Source organism: Psychrobacter fozii (assembly GCF_003217155.1).
GTDB classification, from domain to species: Bacteria; Pseudomonadota; Gammaproteobacteria; order Pseudomonadales; family Moraxellaceae; genus Psychrobacter; species Psychrobacter fozii.
This window is the reverse complement of record NZ_QJSU01000006.1, coordinates 265172-265411: the sequence shown is the minus strand read 5'-3', so window position 1 is coordinate 265411 and position 240 is coordinate 265172. Positions and strand designations below refer to the sequence as shown.

The window sequence follows — 240 nt, the reverse complement described above, 5'->3', positions numbered from 1 at the left end:
GAAGGCAACACTGACAGCACCACCTTAGACATCACCGTGGATCCCGTAAACGATGTGGTGGCCAACCCTGAAACCGAAAGCACCGATGAAGACGTCACCTTAACGGGCACCGTCATCACCAATGACACGGACGAAGATGGCGACACCCTAACCGTAGACTCAGCCACCGTTGATGTTGATGGCAGTGGCACCCCAGTGACCTTAGTTCTTGGTACAGCCACAGCGCTGACTGCTACTGAT

1 protein-coding gene is annotated in these 240 nt (G+C 54.6%); it reads left to right on the top strand.

Translation table 11 applies throughout. The features are described from left to right. The coding region (locus tag DFP82_RS14710; RefSeq protein WP_181416289.1) for an Ig-like domain-containing protein at nt 1-240 on the top strand (240 nt) is incomplete at both ends.